Source organism: Listeria immobilis, assembly GCF_014322765.1.
Lineage (GTDB): Bacteria > Bacillota > Bacilli > Lactobacillales > Listeriaceae > Listeria > Listeria immobilis.
Genome location: NZ_JAASTZ010000002.1, coordinates 153,544 through 169,655, shown reverse-complemented (window position 1 = coordinate 169,655; position 16,112 = coordinate 153,544). Strand labels below are relative to the sequence as shown.

The window sequence follows — 16,112 nt, the reverse complement described above, 5'->3', positions numbered from 1 at the left end:
AAATTTTTACTTTCTCCTGTAATAACCATAACACGAATGAAACCTTATGTAAAAAGCTTTCGATGAGAAATATTTAAATTTTTTCATTTTTTCATAAAAAATACAAGCCAGTTATTTTTTATTCATTTAAATCCCAATTAATCGGGGTTCTTCCAGCTTTTTCTAGGAAATCATTTGTTTTTGAAAACGGTTTACTTCCGAAAAATCCGCGACTTGCTGCGAGTGGGGATGGGTGAACGCCTTCAATTAGTAAATGCTTCGGATTAGTGATTCCACTTGCGGCTTTAATAGCATGATTTCCCCATAAAATAAATACTAATGGCTTTTCATAGTTATTTAATTCTTCAAGTACATGTTCAGTAAACGTCGCCCAGCCTAATTTTTTGTGACTCCCTGCTTTACCTTCTTCCACACTCCAGCTAGTGTTCATCAGCAGCACGCCTTGTTTGGCCCATTTAGCAAGATGTCCGTGGTCAGCTGGTTCGATATCTAGGTCGGTTTTTAGTTCTTTGTAGATGTTTCGGAGGCTTGGCGGAATCCGCACTCCTTTTTGGACGGAGAAGCTGAGTCCATGTGCTTGTCCTGGTCCGTGGTATGGATCTTGGCCTAGAATGACGACTTTGACTTTATCATATGGACATAAGCGGAAACAGGAAAACATGTCTTCTTCTGATGGATAAACGTTTCCTTTTGCCCTAGCATCCGCGACTTCCTTCATTAAATCAATAAAATATGGTTTGGTAGCTTCTTGCTTCAGAAATTCATCCCAAGTTTTTACCATTTTCATCCCCCCCTAGCAATAAAATTTGCGTATGTCATTCCATTATACTTATGGATGGAAGCCGCTGTCAAAAGTTCAGAGGATTTCTATTTTTCATTTTGGGTAAAGAGAAACAAATGAGGTGGAGAGATGAAAGAACGAAAAGTTTCTTGGCTAGAATTGTTTTTTGATTTGACATTTGTTACCGCGGTGGCTTCTACTACCCACCTATTGTTAAGTATCAATAATCATCCGGATAAAACGGCGGTTTATTTTGGTGAATATTTACTTAAGGAACTTTTTACTTCTATGTTTCAAAACAACACACTCATTTCTGCTAAAAAATGCCTCTATAAAAATTACTTTATAACCTTTTGTGCTAAATCTATTATTGCACATAACAGAGAAGCAAATGGCGCAGCAGTTTCAGAAAGTTTCTTCATTTTGTCAATTAAATTTGGAATTTCCTCATTATTAACTTCATTATTTAAAATCTCATATTTTAGAAGTCTCAATTCTTTCTTTAAATCTAGAATTTCATTATTTTTAGAATCCATTTGCAATAATTCATCTATTTTTTTTATCAGTTCTTTATTTACTTCAACCTGATTATCAATATGTAAATTACTGCTATAAAATTTAGAATCATTGATTTCGCTAATAATCCCATAATTATTAATAATCTCTTGTTTTCCACTTAATTTACTAATATAACGCACTTTAACAAGATATTTATTTACTATTCTTTCATATTTTGTATTACCATTTTTCTCCTCATGCTCATATTCTGGGGTAGAAATAACCTCCCATTGAACATCATTCCAGTTTATAATATTACCTGGAACAAAAAAACTTCTAATTACGCGCTTTTTATTTTGCTGATAAACCATACATGTAGCTACTAGATAATCTATTCCATTTTTATCTACTTTAAATAACTCTAACTCATTCTTATAATCAATCTCCTCGTCCTCTTTAATTTTCCGTTCTAATTCTTTCTTGCTTTTTTCTGAGTAAATAACCCAAATAAAAAAAATTAAACCTATTACTATAATGGTTAAAATCAATATAAAACCTCCTAGAACCTTTTCCCATATTATACACAAAAAGATAATATAATTCGCATAAAAACTTGTTCCTTAAGCACAAATACCATAAAAAAATGTTTATTTTTGAAATTATCTAAAAATTAATTCCCGAAACATTAATTTCTCTCAATATTTTTTATGAAAAAACAAAAAAAGAAGCAAGCTCCTCGCTCACCTCTCCTCCCAACTATCCCTATGTCTCGTATAATCCGTAAAAATAAACAACCCTATCAAAAAGCTTATTAAACAAACAATCGGGCGGAAATAAAAGCCGGAAAAACTTGGGGTGAAAATTAGTCCGAAAATTAGTCCAAATAACCATAATATCAGCGCCATAAAAATTAAAAAATCGTTTCGATAAGCGCAGATGATTAGGATTCCGGCTACTATCATTGCAAATGACATTAAGTACCCGGATGAGGATGCTAGATTGTCTGGTATCATAAATAGGTTGATTTTCTTGCTATCCGGACTAAAAATTTCGGCAAGTCCTCCGATAAAGCCAGCTTGGATTGACATAATTCCACAAAAAATCCGCATTTTACACCACTCTTTTAATAAAATCCATATTAGCTTATTTATTATGGCATAAAATATCTGCGTTTGCTAGATGACAAAAGTAACTAAATCTTTTAAATACGCCAAAAGCTGGTGTAATTTGCTTTATCTTGTATGTTAAACTGAATAATTTTTTCTATTAAACTATAATCAACTGGTTTTGCCCAAGTGATTTTAAATAGTCCTTTTGTATAGCCATATCCAGCTTGCTTAATGTCTTCTTCAAAGCGCTCAATTCCAGCTACTTCTGGGGAAATGCTCATATGCTGTTTTGCAACAGAAATGCCAAGAATGAAAGTTCCATTATTCGAAAACATTGGTGTGTTCCATTTGATTTCTGGTTTTAAAGTTGGAAAATTTTCCGTAACCCATGTTAAAACTTCTTTTGTACGCTCACGATGGTCAGGGTTTTCAATCCCAGCCAAATATTCTGCAAAAACTTCCATATTGCTTCCTCCTATCAAAACTCGTCTTTTACTTACTCCCATTATATAGAAAAAAATAGGTGTTGCAAATTTAAACAAGCTACTTTAAGTAGAATGACTTGTTTATAAATCCCCTATATCGTCATGGCTTGCTCGGAAACAATTGCTGCTTTATCTAATACCATCGACACTCCACCAGTTACCAAATTAATGAATAGAAAAATCAACCTTAAGTAACTTGCCATAAAATTGAGCGGCGAATAATAGAATAATTTCCAAAAAATATAAAGGAAGCTTTACATTTCTTTCACTTTATTTTAAAGTATTTGTAAAGATATCTTTACCAGGCGGTGATCATTTGAAAGTAATAAATCGAGTTAAAACGTTACGCGAAGAAAAAGGGATTGCGCAAAATGATTTAGCTTCGATATTAGAAGTTTCAAGGCAAACTATTCACGCGATTGAAAAAGGAAAATATAACCCCAGTTTAGAGCTTAGCTTAAAGATGGCAAGGTATTTTGAGTTATCGGTAGAAGATATATTCCAGCTAGAGGAGGCGTAGAAAATGAAAAAATATCACTTTATGAGAATTGTAAGTTTAATTTTTATGGTAATTATATGCTTTTTTTTATTACCAATTACACGAGGAGAACAACCTTCCACAGTAAATGATTTCCTCATATTAATTCCTGCAATTATCGTCGGATCTGTCTTCTCTATTTTCATATTTAAAGAAACCTTTGAAAAGCAATATAAAAAAGAGAAAACAGAAAAAGATGAGCGCTATTATAAAAATAGGAATACCTTCTCTTTTTATTTTGTTATCGCCTTAGCCATAATATTGCCAATTTTTATGGCTATTTTAAATACGCAACACCATTTACAAATATCACTTTCAAGTCTTGCTATCGGCTATTTTATAATTAGCTTTTTCTATATGATTTGTTTAGAAATCATTCAAAGAAAAGCATAACACCCCAATACCAAAGTCTAATTTGGCATTGGGGTGTTTTCCTTTATTTTGCTACAACTGGAATATAAAGCGTAAAGTCTGCTTCTCTGAGATCTTCCAAGTTAAATGAACCAGCAATTGCAACGTCACTGCTCTGGCTAACTTCGCCGTATGCTCCACCGATGAATCCGTCCAATGCTGGGCGATCTGTTTCAGCGGTTACGAATTTAGCGTATTTTCCTGCTGGGACGCTAAAAGTTGTATCGCCTGTGCCATCCACACTTGCAACGATATAATATTGTAAACCATCAAGGCTTGCATTAATGCCTACGTAGTCTTTCTCATTTTTTGCAAATTTTGTAAATGCTGCTTCTTTAATTTCGCTCATTGGTCCAAACCCTTTTTGTGGATCAAATTCAGGGATTTCGGATTTAGTTCCAGTAAATGTTTCTGCTTTTAATTCAACAATTTCAAATGCCATAATATTTCCCTCCAAAAAGTTATTTAACTTTGATATGATGTAACTATAACACGTAAATGATGACAACTGTCTGTCATCATTCGAAAATAAAGGAGAACAAAATGAAAATTGAGCGGCTCATTGGTATTATTATGCTACTTTTACAACGAGAACTAGTCAGTGCTTCTGAAATGGCGGAAATGTTCGAAGTTTCCAAACGAACTATTTTCCGCGATATTGACACGCTTTCCATGGCAAATATTCCGATTTATACGATTGCTGGAACAAAAGGTGGTATCGGGATTATGCCTACCTACAAAGTGGACAAGAAGCTACTTACAACAGAAGATTTACAAGCGATTATCACTAGTTTAGACGGAATGGAGCAGTTACTTTCATCCATTGAAACCAAGAAAACTTTGCAGAAAATGAAAAATATGCTCGACCCGACAAGCGAATCACCTGCAAGCTCTATTTCGGTAGATTTCTCCAATTTAACGACAAAAAGTGATTCAAATTCCCAAGTGGAAAAACTATACTTAGCGATTAAAAAACGCCAACTTGTAGAACTCTGCTATATTGACCGAAGCGGGAATCAAACTATCCGGAAAACAGAGCCTTATCACCTCCTTTTTAGGAATCGTTCTTGGTATTTGCAAGGTTACAGTTTGGAGCGCAGCGACTTTCGAACTTTTAAGTTATCGCGAATTATTGAGCTTAGCGTGCTGGCGGAGACTTTTGAAGCCCGTCCATTTGCGGTTAAACCTATTGGAGCCATCCCTACGCAGCCCCACTTTTTAATGCATGAAGTCTCGCTTATTGTTGACAAAGTCGCCCGTGAACAAATCGTTGAGCGTTTTAATTTGGTAGAAATTAAACGACATGATGCTGAACACTTTTTTGCAAAAGTAACGCTGCCTGATCACGAGGCTGGTTATCGCTTTATTTTGCAGCTAGGAACCCATGTAACCATTCAAAATCGTGATGACTTTTACGACAATTTTGTTGCTTACTTGAACGAAATCCAAGGGAAATATTTATAAAAATGGCTCTGCTAAAAAATTTAGCAGAGCCATTAGTTGATTAATCTTTATATTTATAATCCAAATCTTGATAAGCTGTTTGGTAATGTCCACCATCAGCAACTTCTGAATGATACAGTGCTTTTAAAGCGAAACTTTTTTCTAAATCCATTTCTTTCATTAACTTTTGAAGGCGTTCTTGAAGGTCCACGCTATCTTTTACAAGCTCTTTCATTTGTGATTTTACATATTTCATCGCAATTCCGCTCCTTTTCACACATTATAACACTTTCTAGCTTGATAAAAAAGGAGTGCGACATGACGTCACCACTCCCTTTGCAATTTCTTAACCAATTAGTTCCATTGCACGGTCGAGAACAGCTGCCCCGTTCACACGTCCGTAATCAAGCATATTGATTACTTCGACAGGAATTTTTCCACCGACTACTTTTTCGGTGTTTCCTTTTAAATAGCCAACTTGAGGGCCAAGTAAAATGACATCTGCTTTTTCCCAGTTTTCGTGTAATTCGGCATCGGATACAGCCCAAATATTCGCTTCAATTCCTTGTTCTGTTCCGGCTGTTTTCATTTTTTCTACCAAGAAACTTGTTGACATACCAGCGTTACATACTAATAAAATATTTTTCATGAGTTAAACTTCCTCTCTTATTTTTCTTCTGTTTTTTGTGCTGTAGCAAATGCGACTTTTTCATCCATGCGCAAGAACGGCAGATAAATAAAGACAGTCACTACAATGATAATTACTTGTAAAACAGACGCTCGCCAGTCTCCACCTGTTGCTAAAAATCCAGAAATAATTGGCGGTGTCGTCCATGGTGTTTGCACAACGACATGATTAATCCAACCAGCTGCGGTCGCATAATACGCGGTTGTTAATGAGAAAATTGGTGCAAGTACAAATGGAATAATTAGTAACGGATTGAAAACGATTGGTAGTCCAAAGATAATTGGTTCACTAATGTTGAAAAGAGAAGGCGCCGCAGACAGTTTGGAAATATCTTTGTAGTCTTTTCGTTTCCCAAAGATGAAAATGGCAATTAGTAAGCCAATCGTATTTCCTGATCCACCCATAACAGCAAAAGTGTCTTTAAATGCCATGTTGATAATATGTGGGATTTCTTGATGATTCGCATAAGCTACCATGTTTTCTTGCATATTTTGTAGTAAAAATGGATCTAGTAATGGTCCAGAAATAACGGCTTGGTGAATCCCTAAGCCAAAGAACAAGTTGGCGATAGAGGTAATAAGCAAGAATCCTGGCAGACTTGTTGTTACGTAACTAAGTGGTTTCGTAATAATTGTCGTTACTAACGTATTGAAGTCCATGCTGAAAATTTGGTTGACCGCGAATGATACAACCGAGAAAATAATCACCGTAATCATAATTGGAATTAATACATTAAATGACTTAATCACAGCTGGTGGAATATTTCCGGTTAAATTGATTTGCATCCGTTTGTTTTTCGATAGTTTAATGAATAAATCCGTTGCAATCAAGCCAACGATAATTCCGACGAACATGCCGGCTGCACCAGTATAGCTAACAGGGATAACATTTGGAACTTCGATGGATTTAGTTGCACCTGCTGGAAGGAAAGTTGTCGCAATCGGTGTCACAACAATAAAAGAAGATAAGGCAACTAAAATTGGTGCAATCACATTTTTATAGCCACGGTTTAAACATAAGTGGTACGAAATTGCGACGGTTACAAGTAACGTAATAACACTTAGCGTTCCGTTCCCAATCGAGATCCCGATTTCTTGCCAGGTTCTGAGTGTGTCAGGGTTAACAATCTTGCCCATAAAGCCAGTTGGTTCTAAAATAACATAATTGATTAGCGTTACAAAACCAGCCAAAATCATAAATGGCATAATACTCGCAAAAGCATCACGCAAGGAACGCAAATGAATCTGTCCCCCGAGCTTTTGTGCTACATTAATAAACCCATTAACAATCGACTTTTTTTTCGACTCTGCCATCAGTCATTTCCTCCCTTTTCAGTCCCTACAATCTTGCTTGTTTCATACTCAAAGCCATTAGCATCACTCATTTTTTTATAAAACTCGCCACTTTTTTTCATCGTCCGCTTGCCAGTTTTTACATCTAGCGAAACTAACCCGTAACGATTTTTATACGCATTAATCCATGACCAGCAATCAATAAATGTCCATAAGTGATAACCCTTAATAGCACAACCTTCTTGGATCGCTTGATGTACGTATGCTAGGTGATCTTTGACAAACTCAATCCGGTAATCATCTTCAATTTGACCTTCTGCATTCAGGAAGCGTTCTTCACTCGCAACACCCATCCCATTTTCGGAAATAAAGGATTCGATATTACCGTAATTATCACGAATATCTATACATAAATCATAAATACCACGTTCATAAATTTCCCAACCGCGATAAATATTCATTCGTTTGCCAGGCATATTATGTGGTTCAAAAAACCAATCCGGTAAAAATGGGCTCTTCTCATTGATAGCAGTAAGACGAGCTTTAACACGTCGCGGTTCATAATAATTCAAACCAAGAATTTGTGCCGTATTTTCTTTAATGGTAACCAAATCAGCTTCTGTATATTCCGGCATTTGGTCATATTCGCGCATGATTTCAACTAATTTTGCTGGGAAAGTTCCTTTAACCATTGGATCTAGGAAACTTCTCGTATAAAAAGCATCACAGATTTCTGCAGCTTCTAGATCATATGCATTTTGGCTACGCGGATAAGTAGGACTAAGATTTAAAATCACACCTATTTTCGAAGTTAAATTTAATTTTTTGAATGCTTTAATCGCTAGGGCATGGGCCAAAATAGTATTAAAACCAGCTTGTGCCCCGCGTTTGAAATCAATTTGATTCGGATAGTGGAAATCTTCTAAATAACCACCAAGAATTGGTCCAAGTGGCTCATTGAACGTAAACCAGTGGTAAACTAAATCGCCAAATTCTTTAAAACAAGTATCTGCAAAATGAACATAGGCATCAACGACTTCCCTTGATTCCCAACCACCCGCATCTTGAAGTGCAACTGGCATATCGAAATGATATAAGTTCGCAAATGGTTTGATACCGTTTTCATTCATTTCAGTAAGTAAATCACGATAAAACGCAATTGCCTTTGGGTTCACTTCCCCCACACCATCACTCGGAAACATTCGTGCCCATGAAATGGAAATCCGGAATGAATTTTGTCCTGTTTTCTTCATCCACTGCACATCTTCTTTGTAACGGTTTAAATGATCTGTTGTAACGTCTGACCCTACACCTTCGTAAAAACGATTAGGCTCTGTTTCAAACCAATGCTCCCAAACAGTCTTTGCTTTTCCAGTGTCGCCGCGGCCTTCTGCTTGTTCTGCAGACCACGCTGAGCCCCACCAGAAGTCTTTTGGAAATGTTAATAATTCTTTCATGTTTTATGGCCTCCCTTTTGTCAAAATAAATATAGCATACATTTATTTAAAAAACAATACTTTTTAAAAAAGATATATACTTTTAGTTATAGAGATACCTTTTATCAAAAGTATATGATATACTATCTTTATTACATGAGAAAAGGAGCCAATAAAATGTCGGGAATGGCTAAATACATGGAAATATACATAGATATCCGTGATAAAATTAACCAAAATAAATATACCATTAATGAAAAATTACCAGATGGAGATACATTGGCACGTGAATACGGCTGCAGCAAGCTTACTGTCAAAAAAGCACTGGATATGCTTGTTCAGGAAGGGATGATTATTAGGCGTCGCGGAGCTGGTACTTTTGTGAAATCTCACTCGACAAACGGCGGCGAATTAGCTCTCGGACCGATGGCTGGGCTTGTAAATACCTTTGGAAAAGACAATATTAAGTCAAAAGTTATTTTATTCTCGATTGAAAAGCCTTCAAAGGAAGTAGCCGAAAAACTAGAAATGCAAGATGACTATATTTACCGAATAATTCGGATGAGGGAGGTTGGTCATAAAGCATATTCGATTGAACACACCTATATGCCACTAGCGATTATTCCAGGACTAGAACCACGCCACTTAGAAGACTCGATTTATAACTATATTCGAGAAGATTTGAAATTAAAAATGCAGAGTGCGCATGTTTGGGTTCGAGGTGATAAATCGAATCAAGAGGATAGCAAGTTGCTCGAGTTGGAAGAACCTACCTTTATGATGGAAATTGAGAAACTCGCTCATTTGGAAGACGGGCGTGTTTTTGAATATTCGATTACGCGACATACGTATGAATCGTTTGTGTTTGAGACGGTTTTTGTGCAAAATTAATAAAAAACAGCGACTCCCAAATTATTGAGAATCGCTGTTTTTCTGCTATATCTTCTTCACAAATTCTGATTTTAGTTTCATTGGACCAAAGCCATCAATTTTGCAATCAATGTCGTGGTCGCCGTCAACTAGGCGGATGTTTTTTACTTTTGTACCCATTTTAATTGGGTTAGATGCGCCTTTTACTTTTAAGTCTTTGATGACGGTAACGGAATCTCCGTCTGTTAGGATGTTGCCATTGGAGTCTTTAAATACTTTTTCTTCGGATACTTCTGCTGTGGCATTTGCGCTCCATTCATGTCCGCATTCTGGGCAGATTAGGAGTCCGCGGTCTTCGTAAGCATATTCTGAGTTACATTCTGGACAATTTGGTAATTTTGGCATTTTGCTTTTTCCTCCGATTGTGGTTGTTATTAATCTTCTAATTCGACGTTATGATATACTTTTTGCACATCTTCTAAATCTTCTAAAGCATCAATTAGTTTCTCGAATTTTTCTAAATCCTCTCCTGCTAATTGAATGTCGTTTTGAGGAATCATTTCGATTTCAGCTACAGTAAATTCTTCAATTTCAGCAGCTTTTAATCCTTCTTGAACTTTATGAAAATCTTCTGGCTCTGCATAAATAATCGCTTGTCCATCTTCATCTAAAATGTCACGAACATCAATATCCGCTTCCATTAAAAGTTCGAGAAGTTCGTCGGCATCTTTACCTTCTACACCGAAAATAGCTGTATTATCAAACATATAAGCAACGGAGCCACTAACGCCCATATTACCACCATTTTTACTATAAGCAGCACGTACATCAGAGGCAGTTCGGTTTACATTATTTGTTAACGCATCGACAATAATCATCGAACCACTTGGACCAAAGCCTTCATAGCGTAGTTCGGAATACGTTTCGTCGCCAGTTCCTTTTGCTTTTTCGATAGCACGATCAATAATATGTTTTGGTACATTGTATGTTTTTGCACGTTCGATAACAAAGCGTAATTTTTGGTTGGAATGTGGATCTGGGTCGCCTGATTTAGCCGCTACATATATTTCAATACCAAATTTCGCATAGATACGACTATTTGTTTTATCTTTTGACGCTTTTTTCTCTTTAATATTTGCCCATTTACGGCCCATATTACCACTCTCTTTCTGAATTGGAGTTTTTCTCTTGTCTCTGTACTATTATAAGTGTAAGCGCGTGATTTGTTAAGTGGAATTTTAGTTATATTTATTAAAAGTGACTACTTGTAGCATTTTTTAGCTCGAAAACCTGATTTAAAAAGAAGTAAGGAATGAATTCACCTGCATTTTTCAACATTTCTAGCTCTTCTGGTGTTACAAAACGAGCATCTGCTACTTCTTCTTTTTGTAATGTTAAGTCTTTTAGTTCTACATTTTCTGTAATAAACCAATAATCATCAAATCCTGCATCAAAATGATAACTAAATTTTGCACGAGTTTTGCTTAAATCAATTGTAATTCCAAGTTCTTCTTGTACTTCTCTTTCAGCGGCTTGTCTACTTGTTTCGCCTTTAAGTGCAGAGCCAGCCGCAGAAAAGTCCCAATAATTTGGCCAGTTGTCTTTATCTTTTTGGCGCTTTTGAATTAAAAGTTGCCCTTTTTGGTTAAAAATACAGACATGAATAACCAAGTGAAGGTCTCCAGCCGCTAATTTCTCACCACGGATATGTGTTTTTCCTGTTCGTTCACGGTTTACATTTAGCAAATCCCATTCCTCCATTAACTCACTCCTCTTTTTAAATTTGTTACGCTGTTTTTACTTTTATATTTGTTCGAGATTTGTTTTTAGAAAGTTTAGCCTTTGGATTAGTTTTGGTTTTAGTGTTTTTGGTTTTATCGCTAAAATATTCGTACCGTATCCTAGCAAATAATTGATAATAAAGGCCTCTTCCGCATGATGATAAAAACCGCGAATGATATTTTTTCCATTTTCTATGTGTAATTCCATGGATGGATAGTGTTCCTTATAAAATAAATCTATCCCTTTAGTAGTTATTTCTACTTCAAAATTATTTGCTGCTTTCTTTTGATAAAGTTCCTCCGATTTTCGTTTAAGGTCTGCTAGTGATTTTGGCGGGTATTTGTTAGTTACTTTAATTGCTACAATTTTATCACAGCGAAATACTTGGGTGCTTTCGGTTTCAAAATTATAGCTGGTACCATACCACTGCCCATGCGCGGAAGATATATTAAAAAATTGCACTAGATAGTTTTTTATTTCCCCGTTTTTCTTATAGGCAATTTCGCAGGCTTGTTCTTCTATTGTCCAGCGTAAAATAACATCTAAAAATTCACATTGATTGTTATGTTGAATAAAACTTAAACTAAATACATTTTCTATTTGACGAAGCATAGTAATTTTTTCTTCTGCTAAACAAGTTTCAAATTTCTTTTTTAATTTTTCTACGCTTAAATGAAATGGTGTAGTTTCATAAGCTTTTAAAGTTAGCATGGCAAAGTATAACGCAAATACCTCTTCCATATTAAACACAATTGGTGATAATAAGCGATTTTGAAGCAAACCGTAATAACCATTTCTACCTAGTTGGGAATATATCGGCATGCCTATTTCTTCTAATGATTTAATATCGCGAATAGCGGTACTTCGAGAAATATTATACTTAGACATTAGTTCGCTCAATTGGAAAGAATTTTTATCATTTAAAAATAGCATCATATCAGTTAATCTCTCTGATTTTTTCATAAGCATCTCTTTTCCTTAAAGTAAATTAAAAGGTGTCACTATTTGATACCTTTTCACATTATACTATAAATAAAGACAAATCCATAGGAGCTGATAACATGAAAAAACTATTTTTAGCATCTTCTTTTAACGATGTTGTAACTTTATTTAGTTCATTTGAAAAAAATGTACATGGCAAAACGGTAACATTTGTTCCTACAGCAAGTAATGTGGAAAAAGTGGTATTTTATGTGGAGACAGCAAAAAAAGCCCTAGAAAAATTAGGGTTAATAATTGATGAATTAGATATATCTACTGCAGACTCAGAGACCATTCGGCAGAAATTAGCACGAAATGAGTATATTTATGTCTCTGGCGGTAATAGTTTCTTTTTATTGCAAGAATTAAAACGAACTGGCGCGGACAAGTGCATTTTAAAAGAAGTCGCAGCCGGTAAATTATATATCGGGGAATCAGCTGGTGCGGTTATAACTTCAGCTAATATTGAGTATATTAAAGATATGGATAACATGCAAAAAGCCGCAACTTTGACGAGTTACGATGCTTTAAATTTAGTTGATTTCTATACTATGCCGCATTATGGTTCTGCACCTTTTAAAAATGCAACTCAAAAAATCCTAGCTGACTATGCTAGTTCACTACCTCTGCTTCCAATTAGTAATAAGGAAGCGATATTAATCCGCGATAATGAAATCACCACTAAAAGCGTTCATTAAGCAAGCGTTAATACAAACAAGTAATTTGATGGGCTTTAAACTGTTGCTCCACTTCTGTATCCAGTTTAAAGTCCGTAATTAAGTAGTCAATATCGTGACACGCAAGACTTTGGTGCATAAACTTATGGCCTACTTTTTCTTCTGTAACGAGTAAAACGAGCAAACTTGACTGGCGCCTAAATGCTTGTTTGATTAGTGCCTCTCCTTCATGTGTTTCCGTCGCACCTTTGTCACAGTCAATTCCACGACAAGAAACAAATGCAATATCCGCATTATATGTAAGGGCATCATTATAAGCTTTTGCTCCATTTACCGTGTATCGCTTTGTTAGAATGGATCCTCCTAAAATACTAACCCGCGCATTGGTAAATTCTGATAACATCGAAGCCGTCATCACTCCATTAGTAATAATTTGCAAACCATCAAATTTACTTAAAACATCAATTAAATGTAGCGATGTAGAACTTGAATCCAAGAAAATCACCATATCATCACGAATAAGTGATTTTGCAATGTCTGCAATTCTTATTTTACTTGTTTCATTACTGCGTTCGTTCATTTTCATTAAATACGGCAAATCGATTTTTTTATTATCAATAATCATTGCGCCGCCTCGTGTTCGTCTTACAAGTCCTTCTTTTTCTAATGCTACTAAATCTCGCTTCACAGTGGCTTCGCTGTAATTGACAAGCTCCACTAAATCAATAATCCGCATAAATTGTTCGATTTTTAGCCGATTAACGATTTTTAATTGTCGTTCCTTTGCTGTGCTTAACATATTCCTCCACTCCTTAAAGGGCAAAAGCACTATAATTAGCGCTTCTACCCCTCCGATTAGTATTTGTCCGCTTGCCCAGTAGTATTTAAAATTTGTAATTTATGTCTTACAACTTCTTTTACTTTTTCATTTGCTGATGGGTAAACTTGATTTGGTTCATACATATCTGGATTTTTTGCTAATAATTGGCGAATTTCTTCAAAAAACACACTTTTCAAGTCAGAGCTTAGATTCACTTTTCTAACTCCAAAATGTACAGATTCACTCACTTCTTTGTCTGGATTACCAGAACCTCCGTGAAGGACGAATGGAATATCTAGACGTTTATTTAATTCTTTTAGTAGCGGCATATTGAGTTCCGGTTTTTTATCTTTAGGATATAGTCCGTGCGCTGTTCCAATTGCAACCGCTAATGTATCAATACCTGTTCTTTTTACAAAATCCTCCGCTTGGTCTGGATCTGTATAAATGATTGTATCTGCTCCACCTTCTGCCGATCCATTATCGCCAATTGTTCCAAGTTCCGCTTCCACTGATACACCTACTTTATGCGCAAGTGCTACCACTTCTTTTGTCAGCGCAACATTGTCTTCGTAACTAGCACGTGAAGCATCAATCATAACTGATGTATAGCCGTTTCTAATTGCTCGCATGACATCTTGAATGGTTCCGCCATGATCCATATGAATTACAACAGGAACTTTACTTCTAAGCGCGTATTCACGTACCGTCGCGACAAAATTATCACCAAGATAAGCAATCTCATCGGGATGGATTTCAATAATAACGGGTGCATTACTTTCTTCTACTTGTTCCATTACTGCTTTTAACATATCAAAACTACAGATATTAAATGCCGGTACCGCAAATTGATGTTCTTTTCCTACTTTTAATAAATCTTTCATTGTATATAACATTATAGCATCTCCCCTTTATTTTTTCGTTTATTTACTGGTGTTTTTAATAATCCTACTGAAACTGCAGTCACTATTGTTCCTGCTACGATTGCAATAATATACATAAATAGATGGTCAATAACATTAGGAATGAACATTACCCAAATACCACCATGTGGAGCAAGTGAAGTTACTCCCGCACCCATCGAAATAGCTGCTGCTGTTGCTGAGCCTAACATAAGACTAGGGATAACTCGAAGTGGATCTGCGACTGCGAACGGGATAGCCCCTTCTGTAATGTATGATGCCCCTAACACCCAACAAGAATTTCCTGCTGTTTTTTCTTCTGTTGTAAATTTATTTCTAAAAAGTAGCGTTGCAAGTGCTAGACCAAGTGGCGGAACCATACCTGCTGCCATACACGCGGCAATTGGTGCTGTAACCCCGGCCGTCATAAGCCCGATAGAGAAAGTAGAGATAGATTTATTTATAGGTCCACCCATATCTGCTGCCATCATCACTCCAATAAGAAGTCCAAATAAAACACCAGATGTTTCACCAAGACCATTTAGCCAACTTGTAAGCGCATCTAGGACCCAAGCAATTGGTGTATCAATAACAAATACCATCGCCAAACCAACTATTGTAATAGCTAGAAGTGGTACAACAATCAACTGATAAATAGAAGCAAGTGATTTTGTAACATTCACTTTATTAGCAAAGAAGTGAGCTACATATCCTGCTAAAATACCACCAATCATTCCGCCTAGAAAACCAGATCCACCAGCTGTTGCAAGCGTTCCGGCAACAAGTCCAGGAGCAAAACCAGCCCTCCCTGCGACTGATACGGAAATTCCGGCAGCAAGTGCTGGAACCATTAATGCAAATGCGGTATCTCCACCTATTTTAGAAAATGCTGCTGCAATTGCATTATAGGAAGCAGAATCTGGATTGGCAGCATCAATACCGAAAGCAAAACTAATTGCGATTAGTATCCCACCCGCGATAACAAATGGTAGCATATAGTTAACACCATTCATAAAATGATTATATAAACTTGCTTTTGGTGGCTGTTCAGAATTACTTAAACTGCTTTCCGCTGAATAATTTATTAGTCCTTTTTCTGCAATGACTTCCTTAATTATGACATCTGCTTCTTTAATTGCTCTGGAAGTAGATACTCTTTTTACTTTCTTTCCAGCAAATCTAGCTGTATCAATTTCTTTATCAACCGCTAAAATAACATAATCAGCTGATGCAATATCTTCTTTCGTTAAAACATTTTCAACTTTTGCTCCTTGAGTCTCTATTTTCACTTCATAACCAAGGTCTTCTGCTGTTTTAGTTAACTTTTCAGCAGACATGTACGTATGAGCAATGCCAGTAGGACAAGCTGTAACTCCAACTATTTTCATGTAAAACGCCT

The 16,112-nt window shown here is 36.0% G+C and carries 20 protein-coding genes and 2 pseudogenes; 6 read left to right on the top strand and 16 right to left on the bottom strand.

Annotated elements, in window-relative coordinates:
* Window positions 1–118: 118 nt before the first annotated feature.
* Window positions 119–781 carry a uracil-DNA glycosylase gene (locus tag HCJ50_RS02065; protein ID WP_185345955.1) on the bottom strand — a complete coding sequence of 221 codons (663 nt, stop codon included), beginning with the start codon at window positions 779–781 and terminating at the stop codon, window positions 119–121.
* A 129-nt stretch (window positions 782–910) separates the two neighbouring features.
* Between HCJ50_RS02065 and HCJ50_RS02060 the strand changes: the two are divergent.
* Window positions 911–1,075: pseudogene (locus HCJ50_RS02060) on the top strand (low temperature requirement protein A); the annotation flags it as partial.
* Window positions 1,076–1,119: 44 nt separating this feature from the next.
* Here the strand turns inward: HCJ50_RS02060 and HCJ50_RS02055 are convergent.
* The 3 genes from HCJ50_RS02055 to HCJ50_RS02045 form a co-directional block, all read right to left on the bottom strand.
* On the bottom strand, window positions 1,120–1,827 hold the full coding sequence (locus tag HCJ50_RS02055) for a hypothetical protein (protein ID WP_185346049.1): 708 nt from the start codon (window positions 1,825–1,827) through the stop codon (window positions 1,120–1,122).
* Between the two features lie 192 nt (window positions 1,828–2,019).
* Window positions 2,020–2,388, bottom strand: coding sequence for a hypothetical protein (locus HCJ50_RS02050; RefSeq protein ID WP_185345957.1), 369 nt, complete (start codon window positions 2,386–2,388; stop codon window positions 2,020–2,022).
* Between the two features lie 92 nt (window positions 2,389–2,480).
* Entirely contained in the window at window positions 2,481–2,852 is a 372-nt protein-coding gene (locus HCJ50_RS02045) for an iron chaperone (RefSeq protein WP_185345959.1), read from the bottom strand.
* A 337-nt stretch (window positions 2,853–3,189) separates the two neighbouring features.
* On the opposite strand from HCJ50_RS02045, the gene HCJ50_RS02040 reads away from it, so the two are divergent.
* Window positions 3,190–3,393 carry a helix-turn-helix transcriptional regulator gene (locus HCJ50_RS02040; RefSeq protein WP_185345961.1) on the top strand — a complete coding sequence of 68 codons (204 nt, stop codon included), beginning with the start codon at window positions 3,190–3,192 and terminating at the stop codon, window positions 3,391–3,393.
* A 3-nt stretch (window positions 3,394–3,396) separates the two neighbouring features.
* Window positions 3,397–3,804 (top strand): 2'-O-methyl transferase, encoded by a 408-nt coding sequence (locus tag HCJ50_RS02035; RefSeq protein WP_185345963.1) that lies wholly within the window; start codon window positions 3,397–3,399, stop codon window positions 3,802–3,804.
* Between the two features lie 43 nt (window positions 3,805–3,847).
* Here HCJ50_RS02035 and HCJ50_RS02030 read toward each other — a convergent pair whose 3' ends face one another.
* Entirely contained in the window at window positions 3,848–4,264 is a 417-nt protein-coding gene (locus tag HCJ50_RS02030) for an effector binding domain-containing protein (protein WP_185345965.1), read from the bottom strand.
* Between the two features lie 101 nt (window positions 4,265–4,365).
* Here HCJ50_RS02030 and HCJ50_RS02025 point away from each other — a divergent pair, with 101 nt between their 5' ends.
* Window positions 4,366–5,286, top strand: coding sequence for a helix-turn-helix transcriptional regulator (locus HCJ50_RS02025; RefSeq protein WP_185345967.1), 921 nt, complete (start codon window positions 4,366–4,368; stop codon window positions 5,284–5,286).
* Window positions 5,287–5,326: 40 nt separating this feature from the next.
* Here the strand turns inward: HCJ50_RS02025 and HCJ50_RS02020 are convergent, their stop codons facing one another.
* The 4 genes and pseudogenes from HCJ50_RS02020 to HCJ50_RS02005 all read right to left on the bottom strand — a co-directional run bounded on the left by HCJ50_RS02020 (window position 5,327) and on the right by HCJ50_RS02005 (window position 8,702).
* Window positions 5,327–5,521, bottom strand: coding sequence for a hypothetical protein (locus HCJ50_RS02020; protein WP_003718474.1), 195 nt, complete (start codon window positions 5,519–5,521; stop codon window positions 5,327–5,329).
* 90 nt (window positions 5,522–5,611) lie between these two features.
* The gene (locus HCJ50_RS02015; protein ID WP_003718473.1) at window positions 5,612–5,914 is read right to left on the bottom strand and encodes a PTS sugar transporter subunit IIB; all 303 of its coding nucleotides are present in this window, start codon (window positions 5,912–5,914) and stop codon (window positions 5,612–5,614) included.
* 17 nt (window positions 5,915–5,931) lie between these two features.
* A complete protein-coding gene (locus HCJ50_RS02010; protein WP_185345970.1) occupies window positions 5,932–7,266 on the bottom strand; it encodes a PTS sugar transporter subunit IIC in 1,335 nt (444 codons plus the stop codon).
* Window positions 7,235–8,702, bottom strand: a pseudogene (locus HCJ50_RS02005) (glycoside hydrolase family 1 protein). The gene HCJ50_RS02010 and the pseudogene HCJ50_RS02005 overlap by 32 nt, the downstream one beginning before the upstream one ends.
* A 156-nt stretch (window positions 8,703–8,858) precedes the next feature.
* Between HCJ50_RS02005 and HCJ50_RS02000 the strand changes: the two are divergent.
* Window positions 8,859–9,572: a GntR family transcriptional regulator gene (locus HCJ50_RS02000; RefSeq protein ID WP_038406627.1), complete on the top strand. Its 714-nt coding sequence runs from the start codon at window positions 8,859–8,861 to the stop codon at window positions 9,570–9,572.
* A gap of 45 nt (window positions 9,573–9,617) precedes the next feature.
* On the opposite strand, the gene HCJ50_RS01995 is transcribed toward HCJ50_RS02000, so the two are convergent.
* The 4 genes from HCJ50_RS01995 to HCJ50_RS01980 all read right to left on the bottom strand — a co-directional run bounded on the left by HCJ50_RS01995 (window position 9,618) and on the right by HCJ50_RS01980 (window position 12,296).
* Window positions 9,618–9,956 carry a zinc ribbon domain-containing protein YjdM gene (locus HCJ50_RS01995; RefSeq protein WP_185345974.1) on the bottom strand — a complete coding sequence of 113 codons (339 nt, stop codon included), beginning with the start codon at window positions 9,954–9,956 and terminating at the stop codon, window positions 9,618–9,620.
* Window positions 9,957–9,985: 29 nt separating this feature from the next.
* Window positions 9,986–10,705 carry a YebC/PmpR family DNA-binding transcriptional regulator gene (locus tag HCJ50_RS01990; protein ID WP_185345976.1) on the bottom strand — a complete coding sequence of 240 codons (720 nt, stop codon included), beginning with the start codon at window positions 10,703–10,705 and terminating at the stop codon, window positions 9,986–9,988.
* 97 nt (window positions 10,706–10,802) lie between these two features.
* Window positions 10,803–11,312, bottom strand: a complete 510-nt coding sequence (locus HCJ50_RS01985; protein ID WP_185345978.1) for an NUDIX hydrolase — start codon at window positions 11,310–11,312, stop codon at window positions 10,803–10,805.
* A 42-nt stretch (window positions 11,313–11,354) separates the two neighbouring features.
* Window positions 11,355–12,296: a helix-turn-helix transcriptional regulator gene (locus HCJ50_RS01980; RefSeq protein ID WP_185345980.1), complete on the bottom strand. Its 942-nt coding sequence runs from the start codon at window positions 12,294–12,296 to the stop codon at window positions 11,355–11,357.
* Window positions 12,297–12,394: 98 nt separating this feature from the next.
* On the opposite strand from HCJ50_RS01980, the gene HCJ50_RS01975 reads away from it, so the two are divergent.
* Window positions 12,395–13,012 carry a peptidase E gene (locus HCJ50_RS01975; protein ID WP_185345982.1) on the top strand — a complete coding sequence of 206 codons (618 nt, stop codon included), beginning with the start codon at window positions 12,395–12,397 and terminating at the stop codon, window positions 13,010–13,012.
* Between the two features lie 7 nt (window positions 13,013–13,019).
* Here HCJ50_RS01975 and HCJ50_RS01970 read toward each other — a convergent pair whose 3' ends face one another.
* From HCJ50_RS01970 to HCJ50_RS01960, 3 genes are read right to left on the bottom strand one after another with little or no spacing between them, the layout of a single operon-like run.
* Window positions 13,020–13,790, bottom strand: a complete 771-nt coding sequence (locus HCJ50_RS01970; RefSeq protein WP_185345984.1) for a DeoR/GlpR family DNA-binding transcription regulator — start codon at window positions 13,788–13,790, stop codon at window positions 13,020–13,022.
* A gap of 56 nt (window positions 13,791–13,846) precedes the next feature.
* The gene (locus HCJ50_RS01965) at window positions 13,847–14,707 is read right to left on the bottom strand and encodes a ketose-bisphosphate aldolase (protein ID WP_185345986.1); all 861 of its coding nucleotides are present in this window, start codon (window positions 14,705–14,707) and stop codon (window positions 13,847–13,849) included.
* Window positions 14,707–16,101 carry a PTS fructose transporter subunit IIC gene (locus HCJ50_RS01960; protein ID WP_038406621.1) on the bottom strand — a complete coding sequence of 465 codons (1,395 nt, stop codon included), beginning with the start codon at window positions 16,099–16,101 and terminating at the stop codon, window positions 14,707–14,709. Before HCJ50_RS01960 ends, HCJ50_RS01965 begins: the two co-directional genes overlap by 1 nt.
* Window positions 16,102–16,112: the final 11 nt, after the last annotated feature.

What these genes read in the sequence shown, in the direction of transcription:
- HCJ50_RS02045 (WP_185345959.1), bottom strand. Translation starts at nt 2,852, where the DNA reads ATGGAAGTTTTTGCAGAATATTTGGCTGGGATTGAAAACCCTGACCAT.
- HCJ50_RS02025 (WP_185345967.1), top strand. Translation starts at nt 4,366, where the DNA reads ATGAAAATTGAGCGGCTCATTGGTATTATTATGCTACTTTTACAACGA.
- HCJ50_RS02000 (WP_038406627.1), top strand. Translation starts at nt 8,859, where the DNA reads ATGTCGGGAATGGCTAAATACATGGAAATATACATAGATATCCGTGAT.
- HCJ50_RS01965 (WP_185345986.1), bottom strand. Translation starts at nt 14,707, where the DNA reads ATGTTATATACAATGAAAGATTTATTAAAAGTAGGAAAAGAACATCAA.
- HCJ50_RS02030 (WP_185345965.1), bottom strand. Translation starts at nt 4,264, where the DNA reads ATGGCATTTGAAATTGTTGAATTAAAAGCAGAAACATTTACTGGAACT.
- HCJ50_RS01995 (WP_185345974.1), bottom strand. Translation starts at nt 9,956, where the DNA reads ATGCCAAAATTACCAAATTGTCCAGAATGTAACTCAGAATATGCTTAC.
- HCJ50_RS01970 (WP_185345984.1), bottom strand. Translation starts at nt 13,790, where the DNA reads ATGTTAAGCACAGCAAAGGAACGACAATTAAAAATCGTTAATCGGCTA.
- HCJ50_RS02035 (WP_185345963.1), top strand. Translation starts at nt 3,397, where the DNA reads ATGAAAAAATATCACTTTATGAGAATTGTAAGTTTAATTTTTATGGTA.
- HCJ50_RS02065 (WP_185345955.1), bottom strand. Translation starts at nt 781, where the DNA reads ATGGTAAAAACTTGGGATGAATTTCTGAAGCAAGAAGCTACCAAACCA.
- HCJ50_RS01975 (WP_185345982.1), top strand. Translation starts at nt 12,395, where the DNA reads ATGAAAAAACTATTTTTAGCATCTTCTTTTAACGATGTTGTAACTTTA.
- HCJ50_RS01960 (WP_038406621.1), bottom strand. Translation starts at nt 16,101, where the DNA reads ATGAAAATAGTTGGAGTTACAGCTTGTCCTACTGGCATTGCTCATACG.
- HCJ50_RS02010 (WP_185345970.1), bottom strand. Translation starts at nt 7,266, where the DNA reads ATGGCAGAGTCGAAAAAAAAGTCGATTGTTAATGGGTTTATTAATGTA.
- HCJ50_RS02015 (WP_003718473.1), bottom strand. Translation starts at nt 5,914, where the DNA reads ATGAAAAATATTTTATTAGTATGTAACGCTGGTATGTCAACAAGTTTC.
- HCJ50_RS02050 (WP_185345957.1), bottom strand. Translation starts at nt 2,388, where the DNA reads ATGCGGATTTTTTGTGGAATTATGTCAATCCAAGCTGGCTTTATCGGA.
- HCJ50_RS01980 (WP_185345980.1), bottom strand. Translation starts at nt 12,296, where the DNA reads ATGAAAAAATCAGAGAGATTAACTGATATGATGCTATTTTTAAATGAT.
- HCJ50_RS01985 (WP_185345978.1), bottom strand. Translation starts at nt 11,312, where the DNA reads ATGGAGGAATGGGATTTGCTAAATGTAAACCGTGAACGAACAGGAAAA.
- HCJ50_RS02020 (WP_003718474.1), bottom strand. Translation starts at nt 5,521, where the DNA reads ATGAAATATGTAAAATCACAAATGAAAGAGCTTGTAAAAGATAGCGTG.
- HCJ50_RS01990 (WP_185345976.1), bottom strand. Translation starts at nt 10,705, where the DNA reads ATGGGCCGTAAATGGGCAAATATTAAAGAGAAAAAAGCGTCAAAAGAT.